This is a genomic window from Roseinatronobacter alkalisoli (genome assembly GCF_028745735.1).
Taxonomy (GTDB): Bacteria; Pseudomonadota; Alphaproteobacteria; order Rhodobacterales; family Rhodobacteraceae; genus Roseinatronobacter; species Roseinatronobacter alkalisoli.
The window spans coordinates 1-23,343 of record NZ_JAQZSM010000003.1 but is presented as its reverse complement, the minus strand read 5'-3'; the positions used below and the strand labels follow the sequence as shown (position 1 = coordinate 23,343).

Genomic DNA, 23,343 nt, shown 5'->3' with positions numbered 1-23,343 from the left:
CGCCAGTCCTTGGGCTTTTTTTGAGTATTTTTGGCAAGATGAAGCCAAATCCGGTTTCCGTGCCGATAGCTGCAGGCTAGAAGGCGGCGAAATGGCACAACTTCGAGAGGCGCAGCGCATGATCCTTTATCCGGCAATTGATCTGAAAGACGGGCAATGTGTGCGCCTGTATAAAGGCGAAATGGATCAGGCGACCGTGTTCAATGACGACCCTGCCGCGCAGGCGCGCGCCTTCGCGGCGCAGGGGGCGGAATGGCTGCATCTGGTGGACCTGAACGGCGCGTTTGCGGGCACCCCAGTCAATGCCGCCGCAGTTGAATCCATTCTGGCGGCGGTCGATATTCCCTGCCAGCTGGGTGGCGGCATTCGTGATATGGCGACAATCGAAACGTGGCTGAAAAAGGGATTGCGCCGCGTCATCCTTGGCACTGTGGCTGTTGAAAACCCCGATCTGGTGCGGCAGGCGGCCGCGGCCTTTCCCGGGCAAGTGGCGGTGGGCATTGACGCACGCGACGGGCGCGTGGCCACCAAGGGCTGGGCCACCGAAACCGATGTCGAGGTGACAGACCTGGCCCGCCAGTTCGAGGATGCGGGCGTTGCGGCCATTATCTATACCGACATCAACCGCGACGGGGCCATGCAGGGGCCGAATGTCGCGGCAACGGCTGCACTGGCCCGCGCCACGGGGATTCCGGTTATCGCATCGGGCGGTGTGTCACGGCTGGAAGACCTGATTGCCCTGCGCGATTGTGGCGCGGCGCTGGACGGGGCGATTTCCGGGCGCGCACTGTATGATGGCAAGCTGGATCTGGCGCAGGCATTGGCGGTTCTGAAAGCCTAGCCCGGTTATGCTTCCGGCGGCATGTTGCGCGCGGCCTCGCGCTGCGCGGGCCGGCTGAGCGCCGCCCCCGGCCCTGCCAGAAACTGGCGCACGCGGTCGGGGTTGCGCCGCGACAGGTCGCGCAGCCACCACGCGACCGCCTTCTGGATGAAGCGGTCGCGGTCGGGCACAAGCTGTTCTGCCCAGCCCAGCACCTGTTCGCGCACCGCAATATCTTCGGGCTTCGGGTGCGGCAGCCGCGTCCATGGCAATGTCATGACCAATGCTGCGCGGCGCGTCCACATATTCGGGTGTGTGATCCATTCCGCCACTTGCGCCAGCCTGGCGGGATCCGCCTGCAACCGTTTGGCACCGGCGATTGCGGCATGATCGGCCAAGGCCCAGCTGTCAAAATCCTGTGCCCAGGCGGCAATCAAATCCCACGCAACCCTGTCATCCGGGCGCATGCGCGCCTGCGTCAGCAATTTGGCGGCCAGAATGCGCGCCTCATGAATGTCGCTGTCCCATAATGCGCGCGCCATGGCGCAGCGTTCGGCCACATCATGGTCGCGGCGCATATCGCGCGCCAGCTCATCCAGAACCTGCGCGGAAATACCAAGGAATTCGCGCGTGGTCTTGTGATAATCGGCCATTTCCGCGGCTTTGGCCGGGTCGGATAGCGTGCGCAGATGCGCCAGAAGTTGCGCTGCTGTTTCAGTCATTCGACGGTCACCGATTTGGCCAGATTGCGCGGCTGGTCCACATCCGTGCCCAGATGCAGCGCCGTGTGATAGGCGATCAGTTGCGCAGGCACCGCATAGACGATCGGCGCAATCAGTTCCGGCACAGTGGGCATTTGCAGGCTGCGCGGCACAGTCCCGGCAGCGGCCAGCCCCGGTGCATCGGATATCAGCAACACCTGCCCCTGACGCGCCATCACTTCCTGCATGTTTGAGATGGTCTTTTCAAACAGATCATCATGGCGGGCAAAAACGATGACAGGCAGATCTTCATCGATCAAGGCGATGGGGCCATGCTTCAGCTCACCTGCTGCATAAGCTTCGGCGTGTATATAGCTGATTTCTTTTAGTTTAAGCGCACCTTCAAGTGCAATGGGGTACATGACCCCACGCCCCAGAAACAGCACATCGCGCGCCCTGGACAGGGTTTCGGTGATGCGGCGTATTTCATCCTCCCGGTCCAGCGCCTTGGCAACAAATCCGGGGGCACTGCGCAATTGCGCAACCAGTTCAGCATGTTCTGCCGCAGTGATATGCCCGCGTGCCAGCCCGGCATGCAGCGCCAGCAAGGCCAGAACCTGAAGCTGCGCGGTAAACGCCTTGGTCGAGGCAACGCCGATTTCCGGACCCGCATGAATGGGCAGCGCAATGTCGCTTTCGCGCGCAATGGACGATGTCGGCACATTCACCACCGACATAACCTGCGCGACACGCCCCTGCACGTGGCGCAGCGCGGCCAATGTGTCGGCGGTTTCGCCCGACTGGCTGACAAATAACGCCAGATTATCCGGCCCCAACACCGGTTCGCGGTAGCGGAATTCGGATGCGATATCCAGTTCGACCGACAGGCCCGCGTATTTCTCGAACCAGTATTTCGCCACCTGACAGGCATAGAACGCCGTGCCACAGGCCACCATGATCAGCCGGTCAGCGCGCGCGAATTCCAGCCCTTCAGGAAGCGCGATTCCCGCAGGCCCCGCATATTGTTCCAGCGCGGCGCGCAACACCGCAGGTTGTTCGGCGATTTCCTTGGCCATGAAATGGCGGTGGCCGGATTTGTCCACGCGCGCCGCTTCGACATTGATATGTTGCAGGCGGCGGTTGGTCTGGCGGTCATCGGCATCGAAAATCTGCGCACCCGCGCGGGTAATGACCGCCCAATCCCCGTCTTCCAGATAGGTGATGCGGTCTGTCATCGGCGCCAGCGCAATGGCGTCAGACCCAAGGAACATTTCGCCGTCCCCATGCCCGATGGCCAGCGGCGAGCCGCGCCGCGCGCCGATCATCAGGTCATCCTCGCCTTCAAACAAGAAGGCCAGTGCAAACGCGCCTTCCAGCCGTTTCAATGTGGCGCGCGCGGCCTGAACCGGGGTCATGCCCTGATCCAGATAGCTGCTTGTCAGTTGCACAATGGTTTCAGTGTCGGTTTCACTGCTGAACTGCGCGCCGGCCGTGCCCAGTTCGTCGCGCAGCGCGCGGTAATTTTCAATAATGCCGTTATGGACCACAGCAACCCGCCCCACCTGATGCGGATGGGCATTTTCAACCGTGGCGGCACCATGAGTGGCCCAGCGGGTATGGCCGATCCCCGACCGCCCCGGCAGCGTGTCATGCACCATCACATCGGACAGGTTTATCAGCTTGCCAACGGCGCGGCGGCGGTCCAGATGCCCGCGATTGACCGTTGCAATACCCGCACTGTCATAGCCGCGATATTCCAGCCGCTTCAGCGCGTCCAGAATCAGCGGCGACACTTCATGATTGCCCAGAACACCAACAATACCACACATCGCACTTATCCTTTCACGCCGGCGGCTTTGGCCGCGCGCAACCGGTCCATCAGGCGTTTACCCAGTCCCGGTTTGGTGTCCTGCCGCGCCCGCCCCAGCGCCAGCGCCCCGTCCGGCACGTCGCTGGTGATAACCGAGCCCGACCCCGTCATGGCATGCGCGCCCACGCTGACAGGGGCAACCAGCATGGTGCTGGACCCGATGAATGCCCCTTCGCCGATATTGGTGTGGTGCTTGAACACCCCGTCATAATTGCAAGTCACCGTGCCCGCGCCCAGATTGGCGCGTGCGCCCACATGTGCGTCACCCACATAGCTGAGGTGGTTGACCTTCGCGCCTTCATCCAGCGTGGCATTCTTGATTTCGACGAAATTGCCCACGCGCACATCTTCGGCCAGTTCCGCGCCCGGACGCAGCCGTGCATAGGGGCCGACCACCGCGCCACGGCTGACATGCGCGCCTTCCAGATGGCTGAATGCGCGGATTGTTGCGCCCCCTTCGACACTGACACCGGGACCAAACACGACATAGGGTTCAATGATACTGTCGCAGCCGATCACTGTGTCCTGCGCGAAAATAACCGTGTCCGGGGCCTGCATCGCCACGCCGTTTTCCAGCGCTTGCGCACGGGCACGCGCCTGAAAGGCGGATTCCGCTGCGGCCAGTTCGGCGCGGGTGTTGATGCCCAGCGTTTCGCCTTCGGGGCAGATGACGACACCGGCCGACAGCCCGGCGGCACGGGCCCGCGCGACAATATCCGTCAGGTAATATTCCCCTGCGGCATTGTCATTACCAATCTTTTCCACAAGCTCGAATATCTGCGCACGACCGGCGCATATAACACCACTGTTACAAAGCGTTATATCGCGTTCTTTATCCGTTGCATCCTTGAATTCGACAATCCGTTCCAGCTGGTCGCCTTGCGTGATCAACCGCCCGTAGCGCCCCGGATCATCGGCATGGAACCCCAGCACGACAACATCATGCGTGGCGCGCGCATCGCGAAGCGCGTGCAGGGTGTCTTCGCTGATAAAAGGTGTGTCGCCATAAAGGACAACCACATCCCCGCCCACGCCTTCCAGTGCCGGGCGCGCCTGAGCTACGGCATGTGCGGTTCCAAGCTGCTGGTCCTGGGTCACGACCTGCGCGCGGTCATCTTCGGCCTGCACAACAGCGGCCACCTGCGCAGCCCCATGCCCCACGACAACGACCACATGATCCGGGTCCAGCGCACGCCCGGCACGCATGGCATGCACCACCAGCGGCACCTGCGCCAAAGGATGCAGCACCTTCGGCATATCCGATTGCATGCGACTGCCCTGACCGGCGGCAAGAATGATCAATGAAACCGACATACTGCCCACTCTTTCTGTCATTATTCTTTGCGCCGTTCTGCCCCAGTTACCCAACCGGGTGCAAGCCACCCAAGCTTCACTTCTGATTTCAGTCTGAAACAGGGATAAAATGGTATGTATCATTTTCCAGTTTGACAGAAATCAACGTCATGGGTGATGCTGGGTGCCACACTATGACCAGCGCAACAGGACAATGAAGGACCTGAACATGTATGGACGAATAATCGTTGCTGTGGATCTGGAACATATTGATCAGGCGAAAGCGCTGTTCAAACGTGCCCAGTCCCTGCTGGATGCGGGCGGTGAAATCCGCCTTGTCCATGTGCTGGAAGAATTGCCGGGCTTCATTGCTGCGGAACTGCCGCATGATGTGGAAACACGCCGCAAGGCCGAAGCCATGGTAGAGCTGAAGGCATTGACCGACCCCGCGTCGGGATTGCGCGTGGTTCCTGATCTGCGCCATGGCGCCGCATCAGGCCAGATCATGAAAGCCGCAGAAGACAGCAATGCCGACCTGATCATGATTGCCAGTCATAAACCCGGCCTGCGTGATTATTTCATCGGTTCCACCGCTGCGCGCGTGGTACGTCATGCAACCTGTTCAGTGCTGATTCAGCGCTAGACCCGATAACCAGACCCTAAAAAGGAAACCTGACTCATGTATTCAACTATTGTCATCGCTGCGGCATTATTCAACGAAGGCGCGACCACCCGCGCCGCACTGGAAAAGGCACGCAAGCTGCTTTCCCCCGGCGGCAAGATTACGCTGGTTCATGTGATTGACGAAGTTCCCGGCTATGTTGCCGCAGCGATCCCGCAATCCCATATTTCGGCGCGCAGAAAGGATGTTCAGGATCAGCTTGCAGCAATCGCGGCAGAATTTTCCGATATACCTGTCGAACCTGTTATCCGTCAGGGCCAACCCTCGGCGTCTATTCTGGGATGCGCGCAGGAAGCGGGCGCGGACCTTATCATGATTGCCAGCCATAAACCGGGGCTAAGCGATTATTTCATCGGCTCTACCGCCGCGCGCATTGTCCGGCATGCGCAAGTGTCCGTTCTGGTAACACGCTGAACCCCTGCGCCCCCCGCGCGGTCACTGGTGACAATGCGGGGGGTTTGCTTTGCGCGACCGGCTGTGCCATCCTTCACGAAACCACCACTCAGGGAGGAACCGCATGTATCAGTCCATCGTCGTTGCCGTGGCGCTATTTAATAAAGGTGCCACGAGTCGCGGCATGATCGAGAAGGCGAACAAACTTGTCGATGCAGGTGGTTCCGTCACGCTGGTTCATGTCATGGACGAAATTCCGGCCTATCTGACGGCTGCGGTGTCCAAGGAACAACTTCTGAATCACCGCAAGTCCATTCGTGCGCAACTGGAATCGCTGGCCGCACGGGTAAAGGCAAAGAATGTGGATATCGACCTGCGCGGTGGGCGTCCGTCTGAAAACATTCTGAAATGCGCGAAGGACTGCAACGCAGACCTGATCATGATTGCCAGCCATAAACCGGGGATGAGCGATTATTTCATCGGCTCCACTGCTGCGCGCGTCGTCCGGCATTCCCCGATTTCGGTTCTGATTGCCCGCTGACGGTTTTTTCTGTCCGCATGCCGCGTTCCGGCCTTTCATGTCGCGCAGAAGCCGTTATCTGAAAGGAACCAGACAGGAGGCGGCAGATGTCAGACGCGTTGGTTATTTTCACGCCCTCGGGCAAGCGGGGGCGTTTTCCTGTGGGAACCCCTGTTCTGACAGCGGCACGGCAGTTGGGCGTGGATCTGGATTCGGTCTGCGGCGGGCGCGGTATATGTTCCAAATGCCAGATTTCACCGGGATATGGCGAATTTTCCAAACATGGTGTCACCGTTGCCCCTGATGCCCTGTCGGAATGGAACGCGGTTGAACAACGCTACCATGAAAAACGCGGGCTGAAAGACGGGCGCCGTCTGGGCTGTCAGGCGCAGGTCATGGGCGATGTGGTTATCGACGTGCCTGCCGAAAGTCAGGTTCACCGGCAGGTGGTGCGCAAGGCCGCCAGCGCACGCCCCATCACCATGGACCCCGCAACGCGGCTGTATCTGGTGGATGTGGCGGAACCGGATATGCACGAACCCTCCGGGGATTTTGAACGTCTGGCGCGCGCGCTGCGTGAACAGTGGCAAATTGATGACATCACCGCGTCCCTTGATGTATTGCGCCGCTTGCAACCAGTGCTGCGACAGGGCGCGTGGCAGGTCACGGTCGCCCTGCACAAGGACCATCTGGCCGGGCCGTACCGGGTGCTGGACATCTGGCCGGGGCTGAATGAATCCGGGCTTTACGGGCTGGCCATTGACCTTGGTTCCACCACCATCGCCGCGCATCTGTGTGATCTGCGCACAGGCGAGGTTGTCGCGTCTTCGGGCATCATGAACCCGCAGATCCGCTTTGGCGAAGATCTGATGAGCCGCGTCAGCTATGCCATGATGAACCCCGGCGGCGATGTCGAAATGACACGCACTGTCCGCGAAGGCATGAACACCCTTATCGCGGCGCTGAGCGACGAAGCGGGCATAACGGCGCGCGACATCATGGAAGCGGTGATTGTGTGCAACCCGGTCATGCATCATCTGTTTCTGGGCATTGATCCGGTCGAACTTGGTCAGGCGCCGTTTGCACTCGCCATGTCCGATTCGCTGTCGCTGGATGCACGTGCACTTGATCTGCACGCACTGAACCCGGCTGCGCGCGCCTATCTGCTGCCCTGCATTGCCGGGCATGTCGGCGCGGATGCGGCAGCCGTAGCCCTGTCGGAAAGCCCCGAATCATCCGATGATCTGGTGCTGATTGTTGATGTGGGCACGAATGCCGAAATCCTGCTGGGCGACAAGCGCCGCGTTCTGGCATGTTCATCGCCCACCGGACCAGCGTTTGAGGGGGCGCAGATTTCATCCGGCCAGCGCGCCGCCCCCGGCGCGATCGAGGCGATTCGCATTGACCCGCAAACACGAGAGCCGCGCTTCCGCGTCATCGGCTGTGACCTATGGTCCGACGATCCGGGTTTCGCACAGGCGACGTCCGCGACCGGTGTAACCGGTATCTGCGGCTCCGGCATCATCGAGGCGGTGGCCGAAATGCGCATGGCCGGGCTGGTCGATGCATCGGGCCTGATCGGCTCGGCAGAGCAGACAGGCACCTGGCGTTGTCAGGCCGAAGGGCGCACACATGCCTATCTGATCCATGATGCCAGCGCGACCGGCGGGCCGCGCATTACCGTGACCCAGGGCGATATCCGCGCCATTCAACTGGCGAAATCCGCGCTATATGCCGGGGCCCGCCTGCTGATGGACGAAATCGGCACTGACCATGTGGACCGCGTGGTGCTGGCAGGTGCGTTCGGCGCGCATATCAGCCCCAGACATGCCATGGTTCTGGGCATGATCCCCGATGCGCATCTGGACAAGGTGACAAGTGCGGGCAATGCCGCGGGGCATGGCGCGCGGATCGCATTGTGCAGCGTGTCGGCGCGCGCGGCGATTGAAGCGACAGTGCGGCGCATCCACAAGGTGGAAACCGCCATTGAGCCGCGCTTTCAGGAACATTTCGTCAATGCCAGCGCCCTGCCCCATGCCGTGGATACATTTCCCGAACTGGCGCGGATCGTCACCTTGCCCGATGTCAGTTTCAACACGGGCGGTGGTGACGGGGATGGCGGACGCCGCCGCCGCAAGCGCGGATAATTATCCGCCCTTGTGCAATAAAAAAGCCCGGATGCGCATGCATCCGGGCTTTGTTTTTTTATAATATAGTCAAATCAGTTGCCGGTCAGTTCGCGCAGACGGTCCACTACCTGTTGCAGCAATTCGGGGTTGTCACCCGCAGCTTGCAGCAGACCTTCAACGGTCACACGATCTGTCATGCTCAGACCGGCGGCTTCAAGCTGCGCACGAATGGCGTCAGCGGACAGGTCCAGCCCCAGTTCCTGCGCATCAACTGCATCTTCGATCACGTCCGCTGTGGTTTCGGCCGCGTCTTGCGTCAGGTCTTCGGCGGCATCCTCGACAGCTGCATCAACTGTTGCCGGGTCGGTGCCTGCATCTTCGTCACCGATGATGTCTTCGACAGCATCTTCAACGCTTTGCGATTCTGCGTCTACGGACCCTTCGACAGCTGCATCCACGGTTTCGTCAGCTTCTTCGGCCACTTCTTCGGACAGGTCCTCGACGGTCGGTTCTTCTTCGACAACCGGCTCCATCGGGGCGGGTTCCGCGATCGGGTCTTCGACAACGGTTTCGGGTTCAGGTGCCGGCACCGGTTCTGCGGTTTCGCGCGACTGTACACCCAGCCAAATGGCCACCACAACCGCTGCGGCGGCAATAGCGATCAACACGGATTTGTTCATATGTGGTTTCCTTTACCATGATACCAAACTGGCGCCGGTTTATCGCAGAGTTTGTTGTGCTTGCAAAGCATTGATCGACAACAATCTTCAAACAAGCATGTTACTGCCCATAGACCTGAATCTTCGCGCTTGAATCACATGACTTGCGGCTTTATCTTGCGCCATCAATGAAATGTAAGAAGGAATCCTACCATAGCCCGCAGACCGCATAATGCCCCGCCGCAACGCGACACTGGACCGCGCGTCAACGACCGTATCCGCGCACCGGAAATTCGCCTGATCGGGGCCGAAGGTGAAAATCTGGGAGTGGTGAAACCCTCTCAGGCGATGATGCTGGCCGAAGAGGCCGGCCTGGACCTTGTCGAGATATCTCCCAATGCGACCCCGCCGGTCTGCAAAATCATGGATTTCGGCAAATACAAATACGAACTGCAAAAGCGCGAGGCCGAAGCGCGCAAGAAGCAGCACATCATTGAGATCAAGGAAGTAAAATTCCGCCCCAATACCGACACGCATGACTATGACGTCAAGATGCGCAATGTCATCCGTTTTCTGGAAGCCGGCGACAAGGTCAAGGTTACCCTGCGTTTCCGCGGCCGCGAAATGGCACATCAGAGTATCGGCGCCGAATTGCTGCACCGTGTCGCGGGCGATATAGAAGAGCTTGGCAAGGTCGAAAGCATGCCCAAGATGGAAGGTCGGCAAATGATCATGATGATCGCGCCGCGCTGACAGCTTCCGAATTTTTCAGACAATGGCCCGCTGCATTCTACAGCGGGCCTTTTGTTATGCGCTGGCGCTTTCCGTTGGACGCGCCCATTGGCGGTTCTGTTCTGACCTGAAGCGGACGTTGACCTATGCACAAAGCCCGCGCCACAGGTCGGGCCGGGGACTGCCGGTCCCACGTAGGAGAAGTTCACTTTATGCAGGCGGCATACTCCGACATCCAAGGCTTGGCATGACGCGGGCGGGATCGGCAGGCCGCGGAACGGCCAGACCTATGGCGTGGGCCAGCCTGCGGCCTTGATTCCGCACCTTTGAGTGACTGCTTCAGGCCAGATTTGAACAGCGCCTGCGGCTGAAACCAATATGATCAGAGGACAGGGGTCAGACCGCCAGTTCCGGGGCCTGCTGGGCCAAAGCCTGTGCAATAGCAGGTTCCAGGTCCGGGGGTGCCGTGTTCAGGATGAACCCCAGCGTCATATACATGCCCACTGTCGCCATCAGGTCCAGCGCGCCGGTTTTGCCCACCATCGCCACCACATCATCCAGCTGCGCGGGGGCAAGGCGTTTATGATCCACCAGCGCATCAACGGCCCCGGCCAGCGTTGCATCCGGCGCAGTCATTTGCGCCAGTGATCCGCGCAGGCTCGCGATGCGCCCTTTGTCCAGCCCGGCCGCCAGTGCCCGGACCACATGCTGGTTCCATTCATAGGCACAGTCCAGCCGATGCGCGAGCCGCAGAATCACCACCTCTGCGCGTTGTGGACCAAGCGCTGTGTTCTGCACGATATGAGTACGCAGATCACCCCATGCCCGCAATAACGCCGGATGATGCGCCATGATGCGGTAAACATTCAGCTGGCCCGCAAACCCTGCGCGCATGTCCGCCACCATGTCGGGCCAGTCGCTGTCCTGTCGCGGGGCAAAACCAGCCGGACTCATGCGGCCAGCGCGGCCTTGACCGCATCTGACAGGCGCTGCGTTATGTCCGCCAGATCGGCCTTCGTCACGATGAAAGGCGGGGCCAGCAGCACATGATCGCCCTGCACCCCGTCAATCGTACCCCCCATCGGATAGACCATAAGCCCGCGTTCCATCGCTTCGCGCTTGATATGGGCATGGATTTTGCGCGCCGGGTCAAAGGGCGCTTTGCTGTCACGGTCGGCCACAAGTTCAATCGCCTGAAACAGCCCGCGCCCGCGAATATCCCCGATATGCGGGTGTTGCCCGAAGGCCGATTGCAGGTTTTCACGCAGCACCGCGCCCATGTCCTGCACATTGGCCAGCAGATTGTCGCGCGCGATCACTTTCTGCACTGCCAGACCGGCGGCAGCAGCCATGGGGTGGCCCATATAGGTATGGCCATGCTGAAAGAACCCCGATCCATTTGCGAAGGCATCATATATCTTGCGGCTTAGCAATGTTGCGCCAATGGGCTGATACCCGCCGCCAAGACCCTTGGCGATGGTCAGCAGATCGGGCGCAATACCGTCCTGTTCGCAAGCATAAAGGCTGCCAGTGCGCCCCATGCCACACATGACTTCATCAAGGATCAACAACACCCCGTAACGGTCACAGATTGCACGGATATGCTTGAAATAGTCCCCCACCGCAGGCACAGCACCCGCCGTTGCGCCAACCACAGGTTCGGCCACGAATGCCGCAACCGTGTCGGGGCCGAGTTCCAGTATTTTCGCTTCCAACTCACCTGCGGCGCGCAGGGCATAGTCGGCATCCGTTTCGCCCGCGCGCTGGTCGCGGTAAGCATAGCAGGGCGCGATGTGATGGGCCTGCATCAGCAGTGGTCTGAACTGCGCGCGGCGCCATTCATTGCCCCCTGTTGCCAAGGCGCCGAGCGTGTTGCCATGGTAGCTTTGACGCCGCGCAATGATATGGCGGCGCTGTGGCTGGCCGGTTTCGGTGAAATATTGCCGCGCCATTTTCAGCGCCGCTTCCACCGCTTCCGACCCGCCCGACACCAGATAGGCATGGCTTAACCCAGCTGGCGCGCTGGCGATCAGCGTATCGGCCAGTTCTTCAGCCACATCAGAGGTAAAGAACCCGGTATGCGCATAGGCCAGCCGGTCCAGCTGCGCATGCAGCGCTGCCAGCACATCAGGATGCGCATGCCCCAGACAGGACACCGCCGCCCCGCCGGATGCATCGATATACTGCTTGCCTGCGGCATCGGTAAAATGAATGCCACTGGCGGAAACCGCCTTGCGGGGCGGGGTGTGGATGGTGCGGTGCAACAGATGGGTCATGGTTCGGCCTTGTCGTCCGGAAATTGAAAAAACGTGTTCAGCGTAGCCAGCTGGCGGTCCAGCCCGTCCAGCCGTGCCAGCGTCGCGGGGTCATCCGCGCGCGCGACCAGCGCCGCCAGAATATCGGCCATCAGAAAGGCCGGGGTCATGGCATGCAGAAAGGATGCACTGGCAGTGGGCACGACCAGCGCGGTATCATCCGGCCCGACCAGTGGCGAAAACGGGCTGTCGGTAACGGCCACGATGCGCAACCCGCGCTGGCGGGCCTGTTCAGTGGCATCGACCACGGCACGGGTATAGGGCTGCACACAGCACACAAACAACGCATCCCCCGCGCCCGCCCGCATCAGCGGGTCAAACCCGGTCCCCCCTGTCATGTCCAGCAGCACGGAGCGGTCACTGACCAGCGACAGCGCATAATAGAAATGCCATGCCACAGCATGGCTGGACCGCTGCCCCAGACAGAATATGCGCGCCGATTGCGACAACTGCGCTGCCGCGTGTTCCAGTGCATGCAGCAGATCGGAATTGGCAAGGTCCGCAATCTGGGCCGCCGCATGGGCAATCATCGCATCGGCCATACCCGCCGGTGTACTGACATCCAGTTTCAGGCGTTTTTGCGCCTGCCCGCTTAGCCCCTGCCCCATACCGCGCAGAATATCGGCATGTTGCGCGCGCAATTCGTCGAATCCTTCATAGCCAAGCGCCTGCGCCAGCCGTGTCATGGATGCAGGCTGCACGCCTGCACGTCGCGCCTGTTCGCGCATGGACAAAAGCGCCACATCGCGCGGGTTATCCACAATCCATTGCGCAGCGTGACGCAATTGACCGGGAAGGTTGGGCAGATGGGCTGCTATGCGGGACTGGATTCTTTGCATGATACAAAAGAGTATAACACATGGTGCAATTGGCGCAACATTCATTGCAAATAATAAAACAATTGTTTCATGCATCGCCGTTATCGTGTCGCAGCTATATTATGAAGCTACAACATCGTCTTGCGCGCGGGAAACATCTCATAGCCTGCATCAAATGCCGTGCCCTGTGCCAGCAGGCACATGCGGCCATCGGGCAAGGTTACCGTGACGGTCCAGTCGGTGCTGTCAGTTGCGGCGAACATTTCCATCACGGCACGCCCTGACAAGCCGATGGCACGGCGTGTCTGGGTCTTGTCAGCCAGCATATTCAGCATATCGGCGCGCGGTGCGCATGCCATCCCCTGCGCGTGCAACGGCGCGACAAAACCGGACGCCGCGAGAGCGAGCGCAGCAGCAGAAACAAATAGACGCATCTTATGATCCTTTAAATGGGGTTTTCGGGACAGGACCAACCTGCCACGCCCGCCCCAAAACCCGGTTAACGCACCGCGCGCCCGCGCCAGTTACGCCGCGATGCAGCAAAACAGGGCTTGCCAAATGTGACTGAAACTGCTGTGTTGCGCGCAATTATATTACGAGGAGAGACTCATGGATACGCGCCCCTTTCGTTCGGTTCTGTATATTCCCGGCTCCAGGGAGCGGGCGCTGGAAAAGGCAACCGGCCTTGCAGCGGATGCCATCATCTTTGACCTGGAAGATGCTGTCGCGATTGACGAAAAACCCAATGCGCGCAAGTTATTGGCCGAAAAGCTGTGCAGCCTGAACTATGGCACGCGCGCAAAGCTGGTGCGCATCAATGCGCTGTCATCTGCATGGGGACGTGATGATCTGGACGTGATCGCTGCCGCGCGGCCAGAAGCCATCCTGCTGCCCAAAGTGGACAGCGCCGCCCATATCGATGCGTTGGCCCGCCTGCTGGATGGGCGGGCGGAAACTGCCGACACCCGCATCTGGGCTATGATCGAATCGCCCCTTGGGGTGCTGAACGCGCTGGAGATTGCACAGGCCCCGCGTATGGCAGGGTTCATCATGGGCACCAATGATCTGGCCAAGGATATGGGCTGCCGGTTCCGCGCAGACCGCCTGCCGCTGATGTCGGCGCTGCAACTGCCGCTGATGGCCGCCAAGGCCGCGGGGATTGTGGCTGTGGACGGGGTGTATAATGCCTTCAAGGATGATGATGGGTTGCGCGCGGAATGCGAACAAGGCCGCGATATGGGATTTGACGGCAAGACGCTGATCCACCCCGCGCAACTGGACATCGCCAATCAGGTCTTTGCCCCGTCTAGTGACGAAATTGCCCTCGCGCGCCGCCAGATCGCAGCATTTGAAGACGCAACAGCAAAAGGCGAAGGGGTGGCGGTCGTGGATGGAAAAATCGTTGAAAACCTGCATATTGTGACTGCACAGCAAATCCTTGCGAAGGCAGATGCCATCGCATCATTGACGGAGTAGCCATAATGGGAACCACCCTTCTGATCCTTGGCGTTGCCCTTTGGGCGGGCGCGCATCTGTTCAAGCGCCTGGCACCGGCACAGCGCACAGCAATGGGCGAGAAGGGCAAGGGGGCAGTGGCGCTGGCATTGCTGGGCGCTATTGTGCTGATGGTCATCGGCTACCGCATGGCGGACCCGGTCTGGCTATGGGTGTCGCCGCCATGGATGACGCATGTCAACAACCTGCTGGTGTTCATCGCGTTCTATCTGTTTGCAGTGTCGGCACTGCAAACCGGCCTGCACCAGCGCATCCGCCACCCGCAACTGTCGGGATTCAAGGCCTGGGCGGTCGCGCATCTGCTGGTGGTAGGCACGCTTCAGGGGGTTATCCTGTTCGGCGGCCTACTGGCCTGGGCCGTGGTGTCGGTCATCCTGATCAACCGTGCCAACCGCGACTGGACACGCCCGCAGGATTCCGCAATGTGGAAAGAAGGCGTGGCCATTGTCGGCGCGCTGTTTGCCATGCTGGTCGTGGGCCAGATTCATGGCTGGCTTGGCCCCTGGCCGTTCGGAGGATAAATCATGCGTGCCTATCGTTTGCTGACCGCAGAAGACACAGCGGCCTTTTGCCACAAGGTGACAGAAGCCCTGTCCAAGGGCTGGGAATTACACGGCTCCCCCGCCTATGCCCATGACCCGGCCACGGGAACCATGCGCTGCGCACAGGCCGTCATAAAGGATGTAGAGGGCGAGTATGACCCTGAAATCCGGCTTGGCAGCCTGTGACAGGCACGAAGCTTCCGTCAGAATAAGTGTTTTTCCAGGATGAAGAGGGCAGGATGAGCAAGACCAGTGCGGGGCATTTCTTTGAGGATTACCAGATCGGGCAGGTGATTTCCCATGCTGTGCCGCGCACGGTTTCGGGCGGGGAGCGCGCGCTTTATCATGCGCTTTATCCGGCGCGTGGGGCGCTTTATTCATCCGATGAATTTGCGCGCGCCTGTGGCCTGCCCGGCAGCCCTGTGGATGACCTGATTGCCTTTCACATCATATTCGGCAAATCGGTGCCTGATATCAGCCTGAACGCAGTGGCCAATCTGGGCTATGCGGCGGGGCGGTTTTTGCGCCCCGTCTATCCCGGTGACACATTGACAAGCAGTTCCGAAGTCATCGGGCTGAAGCAGAATTCCAACGGCAAATCCGGTGTCGTTTTTGTGCGCACGCGCGGGCGCAACCAGCGCGGCGAAGTGGTGCTGGACTATGTGCGCTGGGTAATGGTGCGCAAACGCGATCCGGATGCACCTGCCCCTGAAACACTCGTGCCCGATCTGCCGCAGGTGGTGGGCGCGCAGGATCTGACCCTGCCAGAGGGGCTGGATTTCACCCGCTATGATTTCGCCGCCGCGGGAGAGCCGCATCGCTGGGGCGATTACACTGTGGGCGAGGTGATTGACCATGTGGATGGCGTCACCATTGAAGAGGCAGAACATATGCTGGCCACGCGCCTGTGGCAGAACACCGCCAAGGTGCATTTTGACGCCACATTCCGCCCCGATGGCAAGCGGCTGATCTATGGCGGGCATGTCATATCGCTTGCCCGCGCGCTGTCGTTCAACGGGCTGGCCAATGCGCAGATGATTGTGGCGATCAATGCAGGCGCCCATGCCAACCCCTGTTTTGCGGGTGACACTGTACGCGCCTGGTCGGAAGTACTGGACCGGGCAGAGACCCCTGCCCCCGGTGTCGGCGCGCTGCGGTTGCGGCTGGTGGCGACCAGGGGCGCGGCCGGCATATTGCGCGGTGAGGACGGCAAGTATCATCCCGATGTGCTGTTGGATCTGGATTACTGGGTGCTGGTCCCACGCTAGAATGCGGCCCGAGTCGGAGGTTTTGCGGACAGGTGATCACATAGCGGCAAGAAATGTGATCACAAGCTGGCGGCGTGTGATCACATTTTTCATTTTGCCTGCGATTTTATCGCAAACGTAACGGATTTTACGGTTCAAACCTGCCACGGCGCGTGACATTCGCGTAAAATCCGCTATTGAAAGGACCAGAGCTGAGGCACTTGAGCCAGGCTGCCGCGTGCAGCCCGCCAGACAGAAGGGAGCCATATATGGCCGACGTGAACAGGGGCAACCGCCCGCTTTCCCCGCATCTGCAGATCTACCGCCTGCCACTGGCTGCCATTTCGTCTATCCTGAACCGGATTACCGGTATCGGCATGACATTTGCTGCAATGCTGATCATCTGGTGGTTTGCCGCCGGGGCATTCGGGCCTGCATATTTCGAATTTGTCGATGGTCTGCTGACTTCCATATTGGGGCATCTGGTGCTGATCGGGTCGCTGGCGGCACTTTGGTACCACATGCTGAATTCGATCCGGCACCTGATCTGGGACACTGGCCGCATGATGGGTGTCGCGATCGTTGAAAAGACAACCTATGTCGTCTTTGCAGGGACTGTCGTGATGACAGCTCTGACGATCATCATCATCTAGGAAAGGGCAGGATCATGGGATTCAAGACAGATTATGCCCGCGTACACGGGTCCGGTTCCGCAGGCGAAGGCGCGCATCACTGGTGGTCACAGCGCATCACCTCTGTTGCGCTGATTCCGTTGACATTGCTGTTCATCATACCGTTCGGGCGCGCATTGGGATCGGGGTATGACGCATTCGTCGCCACCTATTCCAACCTGTGGCACGCATTGGTCGCGGTGTTGTTCATCATCGCTGTTTTCGCGCATCTGCAGCAGGGGCTGCAAACTGTGCTGGAAGACTATGTGCCAAACAAATCGGCGCGCACTGTGGCGCTTGTGGCCAATACATTGCTGTGCTGGGCCTTCGGCGTTGCCGGTGTCCTGTCGGTTGCATCCGTCCTGTTCAGCGCCTGAGGAAAAGACATGTCTGCTTACAAGATCGAAGAACATACCTATGATGTGGTCGTGGTCGGCGCGGGCGGCGCGGGGTTGCGCGCAACCCTTGGCATGGCCGAACAGGGGTTGAAAACCGCCTGTGTCACCAAGGTATTCCCGACCCGTAGCCATACTGTGGCCGCTCAGGGCGGCATTGCCGCAAGCCTGTCGAATATGGGTCCGGACCATTGGCAATGGCATATGTATGACACTGTAAAAGGGTCGGACTGGCTGGGCGATACGGACGCCATGGAATATCTGGCGCGCGAAGCCCCCAAGGCCGTGTATGAGCTGGAACATTACGGTGTGCCGTTTTCGCGCACCGAGGATGGCAGGATCTATCAGCGCCCCTTTGGCGGCCACACAACCGAATTCGGCGAAGGCCCGCCCGTGCAGCGCACCTGTGCTGCCGCTGACCGCACCGGACACGCCATGCTGCACACGCTGTATGGCCAGTCGGTCAAGCAGAAGGCCGAATTCTTCATCGAGTATTTCGCCACTGACCTGATCATGTCCGAAGATGGCGTGTGTCAGGGCGTTCTGGCGTGGAAACTGGATGATGGCACGTTGCATCTGTTCAGCGCCAAAATGGTGGTGCTGGCCACAGGCGGCTATGGCCGCGCCTATTTCAGCGCCACATCCGCCCATACCTGCACCGGCGACGGCAACGGGATGATTGCGCGCGCGGGTCTGCCGCTTCAGGACATGGAATTCGTGCAGTTCCACCCCACCGGCATTTACGGCGCGGGCTGCCTGATCACCGAAGGCGCGCGCGGCGAAGGCGGTTATCTGACCAATGCCGAGGGCGAGCGTTTCATGGAACGCTATGCGCCCCATTACAAGGATCTGGCCCCGCGCGATTATGTCAGCCGCTGCATGACAATGGAAATCCGCGAAGGGCGCGGTGTGGGCGATGGCAAGGACCATATCCACCTGCACCTGAACCACCTGCCGCCTGAAACCCTGAAACTGCGCTTGCCCGGTATTTCCGAATCCGCGCGCGTCTTTGCGGGGGTGGATGTGAACAAGGAACCGATCCCGGTTCTGCCGACCGTGCATTACAATATGGGCGGCATCCCGACGAATTACTGGGGCGAAGTGCTGAACGCGGATGCGGAAAACCCCGACCGTGTGGCACCGGGCCTGATGGCCGTGGGCGAAGCCGCCTGTGCATCGGTGCATGGCGCAAACCGGCTTGGATCCAATTCGCTGATTGACCTTGTGGTCTTCGGGCGGGCTGCGGCCATCCGCGCCGGTCAGGTCGTGGACCCGAAAGCACCCAATCCGGTGCTGAACAAGGCCAGCGTGGACAAGGCGCTGGAACGGTTCGACAATTTCCGCAATTTCAACGGCGCAGTGCCCACTGCGGATTTGCGGCTGGACATGCAGAAGGCGATGCAAGCGGATGCGGCGGTGTTCCGCACAGACAAGACCCTGGCCGAAGGTTGCGGCAAGATGCAGGAAATTGCGGGCAGGATGGGCGATCTGAAGGTCACGGACCGCAGCCTGATCTGGAACAGCGACCTGATGGAAACGCTGGAACTGGACAACCTGATGCCCTGTGCGCTGACAACCATCACGGGGGCAGAGGCGCGCAAGGAATCGCGCGGTGCCCACGCGCATGAGGATTACCCCGACCGCGATGACGCCACCTGGCGCAAGCACACGCTGGCCTGGGTGGATGGCGCGACAGTGCGGCTGGATTACCGTCCGGTCCATACCGACCCGCTGACGCCCGAATCCGAAGGCGGCATCTCGCTGAAGAAAATCGCCCCCGCCGAGCGCAAGTTCTGACGGGCCGGGCGCCGATGGCTTTCATCAGGAGACACGTTTTGACTGGTCTGAGAATACACATAGGGTTGGCCTGTGCTGCGCTTCTGGCACTATCCGCCTGTGCCGATATGCAAGACCAGCTGGCGCGCGACGCGGCGCGCAGTGTCGTGCGCCCTGCGCTGGCGGATAACTTTCCCGGCGTGCCGTTGGAACCTGCCAGCGATTGCGTGATCAACAACGCCAGCGCAAGCGAATTGACGCGGCTTGCACTGGCAGCGGGGCAACCCACCATCAGCCCCCAAACGAACGCGCTGGTGGTCGAAATCGCCACGCGACCCGAAACGATTAGATGTCTAGCCACAGACGGGCTTGCCCCGTTCCTGCTTTAAGGAGGCGAAAATGGTCCAACTGACCCTGCCCAAGAACAGCCAGATGCGCACCGGTAAGACCTGGCCCAAGCCCGATGGCGCCACCAATCTGCGCAAATTCCAGATCTATCGCTGGAACCCCGATGACGGGGAAAACCCGCGTGTTGATACCTATTTCGTCGATATGGACAATTGCGGTCCGATGATTCTTGATGCGCTTATCAAGATCAAGAATGAAATCGACCCCACGCTGACCTTCCGGCGGTCCTGCCGCGAGGGGATTTGCGGGTCTTGCGCGATGAATATCGACGGGCAGAACCGGCTGGCCTGTATCTTCGGCATGGATGACGTGAAGGGGGATGTCAAAATCTACCCGCTGCCGCATATGCCGGTGGTCAAGGATCTGGTGCCGGACCTGACGCATTTCTACGCACAGCATGCTTCGGTCAAGCCTTGGCTGGAAACCAGGTCAAATACCCCCGCCAAGGAATGGAAACAGTCGATTGAAGACCGCGAAAAACTGGACGGGCTTTATGAATGCGTGATGTGCGCGTGCTGTTCGACATCCTGCCCCAGCTATTGGTGGAATGGTGACCGCTACCTTGGTCCGGCAGCGTTGCTGCATGCCTATCGCTGGCTGATCGATTCCCGCGATGAAGCAACGGGTGAACGTCTGGATGACCTGCATGACCCGTTCAAGCTGTATCGCTGCCACACGATCATGAACTGCGCGCAGACCTGCCCCAAAGGGCTGAACCCGGCCAAGGCCATTGCCGAAGTCAAAAAAATGATGATTTCCCGCACGCATTGACCACTGCGCGCGCGTGATCTGACAGGAAAGGCCGGTTGCATCTGCACCGGCCTTTTTGCTTGGGTCTGCTTGAAACGGTTTGTATGCACATCCCAAAGCGCGGGCTTGGTGAATGCATCAATATCTGAAACGCCGGAACCACCGTCATTCAACGCTTGACCACATGCCAGCGCAGCCGTCAGTCACACGCTTCAGCCTGCATATCCATGCAGCTTTGCGCCAGTGCTGCGGCATCTGCCTGCGCATCCGCGTGCATGACGTCGCGCAGGGCGTATATCAATTCCTGCGCGGGGTCATGACCTGCGGCTTGGGCGTTCAACGCCCATGCCAGTGCAACGCGGTAACTTCGGTGCCCGCCCTGCCCGCGCGCCTGCATCAGCGCCAGATTATACATCGCAGGCCCGAACCCCGCGCGCGCCGCACGCAGATACCAGCCGCGCGCAGCATTTCTGTCCTGCGCCAGCCCGTCACCGGCGGCAAGTGCGCGCGCCAGTTCAAACTGCGCCACAGCATGGCCCTGCAACGCGGCATGTTCAAACCAATGCGCGGCTTGTTCAGGTTTGTCCTGTTCCGCCAGCAGGGTGGCCAGCGCGAACTGGGCCTGAAGGTGCCCTTGAGTTGCGGCCATTTCATACCAATGCGCAGCGGCATGCAGGTCTTGTTGTCCGGCCAGCGCCTGATCATGGAAAAAACCGGACATGAATTGCGCGGTCACATCGCCTGCCTGCGCGGCCTGTTCATACCAATGCGCGGCCTGCGCCCAGTCCTGCCGGTCAAGCATCAGATCCGCCAGCGCGGTCTGCGCGCGCAGATACCCTGCCTGCGCGGCCTGATGCAACCAATGCGCGGCCTGTTCATTGTCCATGCCGCCCTGCCCCGTCAGCGCCAGAACACCCAGATTATACTGCGCCAGCACATCCCCTCGCGCCGCCAGCCGAACCAGTATCTGAACCGCTGTATCGCCTTCGCCCTGCTCCAGATAGACCAGCGCGTCATCCACGCGCAACTGCGCATCCGCGCTTGCAGGTATGGCCACCAGTGCCAGCGTCACACACAAGATTCGGATCACGTCCCGGCCCCGCCTTTTCCCTGATTTCGCTTCTATACTTTGGGGTTGCGGCACTGTCACGCCTTTGTGACACCCCTGCGACAGCTTGCGCCGGGCCGGCCCGCGCTTTATGCCAGACCCGCCAGCAGGAGGCCCCATGACACCAGACCAGATTGAACCGCTTTTCACCCGTTCCGATGGCAGCTTCCTTTGCGCGCGCTGGGGGCGGCCCATTGTGCCGGTCATCTTTGGCGTGGATGATGCCACGCTGGCCACCATGAAGGGCGCAATCGAAGCCGTTGTTGCGCTTGCTAGTCACAAAATGGCCGAAACGGACCCTGAACTTGGCGCGAACCTGATGATCTTCGTCTTTCGCGAATGGGCGGAATTGCTGGAAGTGCCGAATCTGGATCAGCTTGTTGACGGGCTTGACCCATTGGTCGCGCGGTTGCAGGCGGCGGGCGCGAACCAGTACCGTGTGTTCCGGTTTGACGACCAGAACGCCATTCGCGCGGCTTTCGTGTTTATCCGCATGGATGAGTCACTCTCCCACGTGCCTGCGGACGTGCTGGCACTGTCACAGGCGGTGCAGGTCATTCTGCTGTGGTCCGAACGCGCATTCACAGACATATCTGCACTGGCTGTGCATCAGGACCAGACGATCCTGCGGCCCGAAATTGCAGATGTCATCCGGGCAGCCTATGACCCTGTTTTGCCCGCTGTCGCCGATAACCCCGCCCATGCGCTACGCCTGTCAGCGCGTATCCCCCCGCGCCAGTAGGTGCCTGGATCAAGCCCGCGCTATCGGTGGGCCGGGGACTGCCGATCCCACGTTACAGGGATGCAGTTTATGCCGGCGGCATACTCCTGACTTCAAAGGCTTGAACTACCCTCGGGTCATCGGCAGGCTGCGGGACGGCCCGCCGATGGTGCGGCGGCCTGCGGCCTTGCTCCGCGCCTTTGGGTGACTGCTTCAGGTCATAATCGCCCCTCCTTCCCCTCATCAGGCGCTTTCGCGCTTGCCCAACACGGGCGCGAACTGGCACAAGCAGCCCATCCCTGCGCCCAGCAAAAGGACCGGATCATGAAAATCGCCAGTTTCAACATCAATGGTATCAAGGCCCGCGCGGGCGCGCTGACCCGGTGGCTGGACGAGGCCGCGCCAGACCTGCTGGTGATGCAGGAAATCAAATCCACTGACGAGACATTCCCGCGCGAGTTGATCGAGGATCGCGGCTATAACCTGCACACGCATGGGCAAAAAGGGTTCAACGGCGTGGCCATAGCCAGCAAACTGCCGCTGGAAGATGTGGTCTGCGGCCTGCCCGGCGATGACACGGATGTTCAGGCGCGCTGGATCGAAGCCACGGTCACAGGCAGCGCGCAGGCGTTACGGGTGTGCGGGTTGTATCTGCCCAATGGAAACCCCGTGGAGCTGGACCCGCAGGGCCAGCCAGTGGCGGGCGGGAAATATGCCTATAAACTGGCATGGATGGCCCGTATGGAGGACCGCCTGCGTGACCTTCTGGCGATGGAAATGCCGCTGGCGGTGATGGGCGATTACAACATCATCCCGCAGGCCGAAGATGCTGCGCGCCCCGATGCATGGGTCGATGATGCGCTGTTTCGCCTGCCGTCGCGCATGGCGTTCCGGCGCATGGTGCATCTGGGGTTTACTGATGCTTTTCGCGCCATCAATCAGGCACCGGGGCAATACACATTCTGGGATTATCAGGCCGGGGCATGGAACCGCAATGATGGTATCCGCATTGACCACATCCTGCTGAACGCCCATGCCGCCGATCTGCTGCGCGACTGCCGGATCGACACGGACGCGCGCGCAGGCGACAAACCGTCAGACCATGTACCAATCTGGGCGGAACTGGCGGTTTAATGAATGACGGAATCTGCTTAAAGCGGCGAACTTGAAACTTGAATCGGTGGATTCCCTTTCGGTTTGATCTGTGATTCATCCTTTGCAGGAGGATGTTTCATGTCAGCAGCACTGCCGCATGCGCTCAGGGCGCGTTTTCAAGCA

Annotated in this window: 26 protein-coding genes; 17 read left to right on the top strand and 9 right to left on the bottom strand. The window is 60.3% G+C overall.

The window, feature by feature from the left end; translation table 11 throughout:
• The first annotated feature begins 118 nt into the window (after nt 1-118).
• Nucleotides 119-841, top strand: a complete 723-nt coding sequence (hisA, locus tag PUT78_RS04270; protein WP_274351227.1) for a 1-(5-phosphoribosyl)-5-[(5-phosphoribosylamino)methylideneamino]imidazole-4-carboxamide isomerase — start codon at nt 119-121, stop codon at nt 839-841.
• Nucleotides 842-846: 5 nt separating this feature from the next.
• Here hisA and PUT78_RS04265 read toward each other — a convergent pair whose 3' ends face one another.
• The 3 genes from PUT78_RS04265 to glmU are packed head-to-tail and all read right to left on the bottom strand — an operon-like array spanning nt 847 to nt 4,705.
• On the bottom strand, nt 847-1,542 hold the full coding sequence (locus PUT78_RS04265) for a DNA alkylation repair protein (protein WP_274350926.1): 696 nt from the start codon (nt 1,540-1,542) through the stop codon (nt 847-849).
• On the bottom strand, nt 1,539-3,350 hold the full coding sequence (glmS, locus tag PUT78_RS04260) for a glutamine--fructose-6-phosphate transaminase (isomerizing) (protein WP_274350925.1): 1,812 nt from the start codon (nt 3,348-3,350) through the stop codon (nt 1,539-1,541). Before glmS ends, PUT78_RS04265 begins: the two co-directional genes overlap by 4 nt.
• A 5-nt stretch (nt 3,351-3,355) precedes the next feature.
• A complete protein-coding gene (gene glmU, locus PUT78_RS04255) occupies nt 3,356-4,705 on the bottom strand; it encodes a bifunctional UDP-N-acetylglucosamine diphosphorylase/glucosamine-1-phosphate N-acetyltransferase GlmU (protein ID WP_274350924.1) in 1,350 nt (449 codons plus the stop codon).
• A gap of 208 nt (nt 4,706-4,913) precedes the next feature.
• Here glmU and PUT78_RS04250 point away from each other — a divergent pair, with 208 nt between their 5' ends.
• From PUT78_RS04250 to PUT78_RS04235, 4 genes are all read left to right on the top strand, one after another.
• Nucleotides 4,914-5,327: a universal stress protein gene (locus PUT78_RS04250; protein ID WP_274350923.1), complete on the top strand. Its 414-nt coding sequence runs from the start codon at nt 4,914-4,916 to the stop codon at nt 5,325-5,327.
• Between the two features lie 36 nt (nt 5,328-5,363).
• Nucleotides 5,364-5,780 carry a universal stress protein gene (locus PUT78_RS04245; protein ID WP_274350922.1) on the top strand — a complete coding sequence of 139 codons (417 nt, stop codon included), beginning with the start codon at nt 5,364-5,366 and terminating at the stop codon, nt 5,778-5,780.
• 103 nt (nt 5,781-5,883) lie between these two features.
• Complete coding sequence (locus tag PUT78_RS04240) at nt 5,884-6,300, top strand: universal stress protein (RefSeq protein WP_274350921.1); 417 nt, start codon at nt 5,884-5,886, stop codon at nt 6,298-6,300.
• An 86-nt stretch (nt 6,301-6,386) separates the two neighbouring features.
• On the top strand, nt 6,387-8,426 hold the full coding sequence (locus tag PUT78_RS04235) for an ASKHA domain-containing protein (protein WP_274350920.1): 2,040 nt from the start codon (nt 6,387-6,389) through the stop codon (nt 8,424-8,426).
• Nucleotides 8,427-8,500: 74 nt separating this feature from the next.
• Here the strand turns inward: PUT78_RS04235 and PUT78_RS04230 are convergent, their stop codons facing one another.
• Nucleotides 8,501-9,088 (bottom strand): hypothetical protein, encoded by a 588-nt coding sequence (locus PUT78_RS04230; RefSeq protein ID WP_274350919.1) that lies wholly within the window; start codon nt 9,086-9,088, stop codon nt 8,501-8,503.
• Between the two features lie 192 nt (nt 9,089-9,280).
• Between PUT78_RS04230 and infC the strand changes: the two genes are divergently transcribed.
• Complete coding sequence (infC, locus tag PUT78_RS04225; RefSeq protein ID WP_274351226.1) at nt 9,281-9,820, top strand: translation initiation factor IF-3; 540 nt, start codon at nt 9,281-9,283, stop codon at nt 9,818-9,820.
• Between the two features lie 375 nt (nt 9,821-10,195).
• On the opposite strand, the gene PUT78_RS04220 is transcribed toward infC, so the two are convergent.
• The 4 genes from PUT78_RS04220 to PUT78_RS04205 all read right to left on the bottom strand — a co-directional run bounded on the left by PUT78_RS04220 (nt 10,196) and on the right by PUT78_RS04205 (nt 13,366).
• Nucleotides 10,196-10,753: a carboxymuconolactone decarboxylase family protein gene (locus PUT78_RS04220; RefSeq protein WP_274350918.1), complete on the bottom strand. Its 558-nt coding sequence runs from the start codon at nt 10,751-10,753 to the stop codon at nt 10,196-10,198.
• The gene (locus PUT78_RS04215) at nt 10,750-12,075 is read right to left on the bottom strand and encodes an aspartate aminotransferase family protein (RefSeq protein WP_274350917.1); all 1,326 of its coding nucleotides are present in this window, start codon (nt 12,073-12,075) and stop codon (nt 10,750-10,752) included. The genes PUT78_RS04220 and PUT78_RS04215 overlap by 4 nt, the downstream gene beginning before the upstream one ends.
• Nucleotides 12,072-12,953 (bottom strand): MurR/RpiR family transcriptional regulator, encoded by an 882-nt coding sequence (locus PUT78_RS04210; protein ID WP_274350916.1) that lies wholly within the window; start codon nt 12,951-12,953, stop codon nt 12,072-12,074. The genes PUT78_RS04215 and PUT78_RS04210 overlap by 4 nt, the downstream gene beginning before the upstream one ends.
• 107 nt (nt 12,954-13,060) lie before the next feature.
• Nucleotides 13,061-13,366, bottom strand: a complete 306-nt coding sequence (locus PUT78_RS04205) for a hypothetical protein (RefSeq protein WP_274350915.1) — start codon at nt 13,364-13,366, stop codon at nt 13,061-13,063.
• A 175-nt stretch (nt 13,367-13,541) separates the two neighbouring features.
• On the opposite strand from PUT78_RS04205, the gene PUT78_RS04200 reads away from it, so the two are divergent.
• The 9 genes from PUT78_RS04200 (at nt 13,542) to PUT78_RS04160 (ending at nt 20,257) form a co-directional block, all read left to right on the top strand.
• The gene (locus tag PUT78_RS04200; protein ID WP_274350914.1) at nt 13,542-14,408 is read left to right on the top strand and encodes an HpcH/HpaI aldolase/citrate lyase family protein; all 867 of its coding nucleotides are present in this window, start codon (nt 13,542-13,544) and stop codon (nt 14,406-14,408) included.
• 5 nt (nt 14,409-14,413) lie between these two features.
• Entirely contained in the window at nt 14,414-14,968 is a 555-nt protein-coding gene (locus PUT78_RS04195) for an NnrU family protein (protein ID WP_274350913.1), read from the top strand.
• Between the two features lie 3 nt (nt 14,969-14,971).
• Nucleotides 14,972-15,175 (top strand): DUF1737 domain-containing protein, encoded by a 204-nt coding sequence (locus PUT78_RS04190; protein WP_274350912.1) that lies wholly within the window; start codon nt 14,972-14,974, stop codon nt 15,173-15,175.
• A gap of 53 nt (nt 15,176-15,228) precedes the next feature.
• Nucleotides 15,229-16,257 carry a MaoC family dehydratase gene (locus PUT78_RS04185; protein WP_274350911.1) on the top strand — a complete coding sequence of 343 codons (1,029 nt, stop codon included), beginning with the start codon at nt 15,229-15,231 and terminating at the stop codon, nt 16,255-16,257.
• A gap of 248 nt (nt 16,258-16,505) precedes the next feature.
• Nucleotides 16,506-16,889: a succinate dehydrogenase, cytochrome b556 subunit gene (gene sdhC / locus PUT78_RS04180; protein ID WP_274350910.1), complete on the top strand. Its 384-nt coding sequence runs from the start codon at nt 16,506-16,508 to the stop codon at nt 16,887-16,889.
• Between the two features lie 14 nt (nt 16,890-16,903).
• Nucleotides 16,904-17,284 carry a succinate dehydrogenase, hydrophobic membrane anchor protein gene (gene sdhD, locus PUT78_RS04175; protein WP_274350909.1) on the top strand — a complete coding sequence of 127 codons (381 nt, stop codon included), beginning with the start codon at nt 16,904-16,906 and terminating at the stop codon, nt 17,282-17,284.
• A gap of 9 nt (nt 17,285-17,293) precedes the next feature.
• Nucleotides 17,294-19,099, top strand: coding sequence for a succinate dehydrogenase flavoprotein subunit (sdhA, locus tag PUT78_RS04170; RefSeq protein ID WP_274350908.1), 1,806 nt, complete (start codon nt 17,294-17,296; stop codon nt 19,097-19,099).
• Nucleotides 19,100-19,137: 38 nt separating this feature from the next.
• Nucleotides 19,138-19,467 (top strand): succinate dehydrogenase, encoded by a 330-nt coding sequence (locus tag PUT78_RS04165; RefSeq protein WP_274350907.1) that lies wholly within the window; start codon nt 19,138-19,140, stop codon nt 19,465-19,467.
• Nucleotides 19,468-19,477: 10 nt separating this feature from the next.
• A complete protein-coding gene (locus PUT78_RS04160; protein WP_274350906.1) occupies nt 19,478-20,257 on the top strand; it encodes a succinate dehydrogenase iron-sulfur subunit in 780 nt (259 codons plus the stop codon).
• 178 nt (nt 20,258-20,435) lie between these two features.
• Here the strand turns inward: PUT78_RS04160 and PUT78_RS04155 are convergent, their stop codons facing one another.
• Nucleotides 20,436-21,326 (bottom strand): tetratricopeptide repeat protein, encoded by an 891-nt coding sequence (locus tag PUT78_RS04155; RefSeq protein WP_274350904.1) that lies wholly within the window; start codon nt 21,324-21,326, stop codon nt 20,436-20,438.
• A gap of 136 nt (nt 21,327-21,462) precedes the next feature.
• On the opposite strand from PUT78_RS04155, the gene PUT78_RS04150 reads away from it, so the two are divergent.
• Entirely contained in the window at nt 21,463-22,086 is a 624-nt protein-coding gene (locus PUT78_RS04150; RefSeq protein ID WP_274350903.1) for a hypothetical protein, read from the top strand.
• 303 nt (nt 22,087-22,389) lie between these two features.
• Entirely contained in the window at nt 22,390-23,199 is an 810-nt protein-coding gene (gene xth, locus PUT78_RS04145) for an exodeoxyribonuclease III (RefSeq protein ID WP_274350902.1), read from the top strand.
• Nucleotides 23,200-23,343 lie beyond the last annotated feature (144 nt).